The following is a 3,796-nucleotide window of genomic DNA, read 5'->3' as shown; positions in this document are numbered from 1 at the left end:
ATCTGGATCGGTTACTGGATCGGGAGCAACTAGTATTAATCAAACACTTGTGTTAAATCCCAATCAAGTAGCAGCAGGTCAAGTCACTTATGTTATTGTAGCAGAAGCTAATGGTTGTTTAGGCGCATCAACAACTGTTGTAGTTACGGTAAATCCTATTCCAAATGTAATTGTAAGTCCGGCTTCACTAGCTCAAACCATTTGTTCAGGGCAAGCCACTAATATTTCGTTTTCAGGCGCTATTAATAATACAGTTTACTCTTGGAGTGTGGTAAGCAGTGTAGGTGTGAGTGGCGCATTAAACGCAAGCGGCACAGCCATCAATCAAATACTTACTACCACAGGATTATCTCAAGGAACTGTTGTTTATGAAGTAACGCCAAGTTTAAAAGGATGCCCAGGAACTCCTCAAAGAATAACAGTAACGGTAAATCCGGTTCCTGTAATTTTTGGAAGTGCAACACATCCCGATTTATGTAGTGGTGAATCTACCTTTATAAGTGTTTCAACCTTCAACGCCGCCACAGTCTTCAATTGGACAGTTGATCCTGTTGGTGTTTCAGGAGCGAGCGCAGGAACTAATTCAGGGTTATTTATAAATATAGCACAACCATTAACCACTACGGGCAATACTCGAGGTTATGTCGATTATATTATTACTCCGGTATTAACAGGCTGTCCAGGCATACCTATAACGGTTAGAGTCTATGTGGATCCATTACCTGTGGTTTCCTTAACTGATGGAACCATTTGTGTGGATTCGGCAGGAGTTCCGTTCCAAACTTACGTATTGGATTCAGGATTAAATGATGTAGATTATGATTTTGTTTGGACCTTCCAAGGCAATACAACTCCAGTTGCAACAATTCCGGGAGCAACTAGTGCAACCTATACTGCAACCCAAGTAGGAACTTATACCGTTGTAGCAATCAATAGCACTACCAATTGTGTTTCCAATATAGCCAGCGCGGTGGTAACGGCAACAAATCCTGCAACAAGCTTAACAGTAACCCAGAGCGAATATTTTAGCGACAATGCAACGCTTGTAGTAACCGTAACAGGTGGCAACGGAACATTATTGTATCAATTAGATCAAGGCGCATTACAAGAATCAAATGTGTTCACTGGAGTAACAGGCGGAACACATGACATTACAGTAGTGGATACCCAAGGATGTACTTACCTGACCCAAAAAGTATTGGTGATTGATTATCCAAAATATTTCACACCAAACGGTGACGGTTATAACGATACATGGAACATCATCGGATTAAATCAACCAGATGCTAAATTATTCATCTTTGATAGATATGGAAAGTTATTAAAACAATTGAGTGCAACCACAGCGAGTGAAGGATGGAATGGAATATACAACAATGAAAAATTACCATCAACGGATTATTGGTTCACACTTGATTACACAGAAAATGGAACTCAAAAACAATTTAAAGCCCATTTTTCTTTGAAACGCTAGTTCAACAAAAAAACGTATTTTTTTTCATAGAATTAATTACATTTGTATTTAAATCAATCTGACATTAGTAAATTTTCAATTGGCTATGAGATACAAATTGTTAGTTATTCTTATTTTCTTTTCTATTCTCTCTCCTCAAAATAAATTAAGTGGTCAGAATGCTCCAAAACAACAATTATTAATTGCTGAAGCTGAAAATGTCTATAAAGCTCAGCCTAACGAATCCTTAAAAATCGCATTATTACTACTTAAAAGTGCAAATTCAAATAACGAAAAAGTCAGATTAAATTTATTAGCATATAATATATATAGCATTTTAGGAGATTATGCAAATGCAGCAAATTATTTGTTCGCGGCAAGCACTTACTTGGACAGAAATTCTTTCTTTCAAAATGCAAAAGTAAATATTGAAAAATCAGCACTCCTGCAAGCTATTTATTTGCACAAACAAAGTGTTAGTTATTTAGACAGAGCTCGTTCAGATAGAAATAGTATAAAAGACGTTGATACTATTACTGAAATCAATGTAGACATTTTATTTGAGGAATTAGAGCTTTTATTGCATAAAAAAGAATACAAAGAAGCCCAAAAAATTATTCAAAAAAGTAAGAATATTTCTTTTTTACAAAATGGAATAGCAAATAAAAAGCGCTTTTTATTAATCAGCTCGGAAGTAAACATCGGTTTAGGAAACCTTGCTTCTAATACTTCCAATTTAGAACAGCTAAAAGAATTAATCAGTCTGGATGACAAGTATTTTGATATTCAGGTTTGGAATGTAATCGCAAGAAATTATTTCTATCAAAGAGACTACTCAAAAGCAATAGAAAGTGCATTAGAAGCACAAAAATTGTTAGTTCAAATGGATAATATTTATCTTTTAGAAACCACTACAGAAACATTAGTTTTAAGTTATTTGGCTTTAAATAAAGAGCAAGAATATAAATTATTAAATACAAAACTGTTAACTATACAAAACGAAATTGAAAAGAAGGAAGAGGAAGCCATTAACACGGTTTATAATTTAATTAATTCCGAATATTTAAAAAACTATACGCTAAAGAAAAGTGTATTTAATAATAAGTTATATTTAAGTATAAGTTTCTTTATACTTATTCTTTTTGTTTTTGGATTATTTGTTTACAAGAAATATTTGCATAAAAAAAGACTCACCGAAATAGTTAGTTATTTGGAATTTCCGAATAATACTATTTTAAACAAATCAGAAGAGGTTGATACGGTAAATAAAAAAAATACAATTCCGGCAGAAACAGAGCAGCTTATTTTAAACAAACTCAAAAAATTTGAAACAACAAAAAAGTTTACAAATAAAGAGATTTCTTTAGCAGTTTTAGCGGGTCAATTTGAAACTAACACAAAGTATCTTTCAGAAATCATTAATAGGCATTACCATATAAATTTCAATACTTATATTAATACTTTACGGATTAATTACATAGTTGAAAAGTTGAAAAACGAACCTAACTTTTGTAATTATAAAATAAGCTACTTAGCAGAGATTTGTGGTTTTTCATCCCACAGTAGCTTTGCCACTGTATTCAAATCAATAATTGGAATTTCGCCCATAAAATTTATCGATTTACTCAAAAATGAGACAAATGATAATTGTTTAACACTATCGGAAAATGAATAATAAAAATTACATTTTAGTAGCCATATTCTTGCTTTTTAACTGTTTTTATATTTTTGCTCAAGATCAAAAAAAATTAGAACAATTAATCAAAAATTCTAATGTTGAAATGTATGAAAATCCAGACAAAGTAATCGCTACGGGTTTTAAAATTATACAATTAGCAAAAAATAATATTGATTTAAAAATTAAAGCATACAAATTAATCTCTGATGGCTATTCTTCTAAACGAGACTATCAAAAATCACTTAAATATTTATTAAAAGCAATTGGATTGTTGCCAAAATCGGAGGACAAATTGCTAAAAATTTCTATTGATACTAAAGCTGGTATTCAATACCACCAATTGAATATTTATGAAAATGCTATTACTTATTTAGACCGGGCAGAAAAAATGTGTTTAGAATATCCAGTACAAGATTCTGTGAGTAGTTTTTTAGGGGTTAATTATATTGTTAGGGGTTTTATCTATAAAGAAAAATTAAATTGCGACATAGCAATTAGTTTTTTTGACAAAGGGATTAAAGAATTAAGTTCTAACAACAAAACTCTTGAGAATGCGTCCAAAATAAGTATTGCAAAATATAACAAAGGGAATTGTTTTATATTAAGCCAACAAAATGTGCTTGCTGAGCAAAGTTTTAAGGAGGCTTTACAAATTGCAAAAAAAG

General features: G+C 31.8%; 3 protein-coding genes. All 3 read left to right on the top strand.

Going from position 1 to position 3,796, the window contains the following annotated elements:
• The coding region (locus ACIQZC_RS09815; RefSeq protein ID WP_396139047.1) for a T9SS type B sorting domain-containing protein at positions 1-1,474 on the top strand (1,474 nt) is incomplete at its 5' end.
• Between the two features lie 85 nt (positions 1,475-1,559).
• Positions 1,560-3,128: a helix-turn-helix domain-containing protein gene (locus tag ACIQZC_RS09810; RefSeq protein WP_396139046.1), complete on the top strand. Its 1,569-nt coding sequence runs from the start codon at positions 1,560-1,562 to the stop codon at positions 3,126-3,128.
• Positions 3,121-3,796, top strand: a 676-nt coding sequence (locus ACIQZC_RS09805; RefSeq protein WP_396139045.1) for a hypothetical protein, incomplete at its 3' end; no start/stop codon positions are given. The genes ACIQZC_RS09810 and ACIQZC_RS09805, both read left to right, overlap by 8 nt.

Source organism: Flavobacterium sp., assembly GCF_044338735.1.
Lineage (GTDB): Bacteria > Bacteroidota > Bacteroidia > Flavobacteriales > Flavobacteriaceae > Flavobacterium.
This window is presented reverse-complemented; position numbering and strand designations above follow the sequence as displayed.

Coding starts and splice junctions, on each gene's coding strand:
- ACIQZC_RS09810 (WP_396139046.1), top strand. CDS start 1,560: ATGAGATACAAATTGTTAGTTATTCTTATTTTCTTTTCTATTCTCTCT.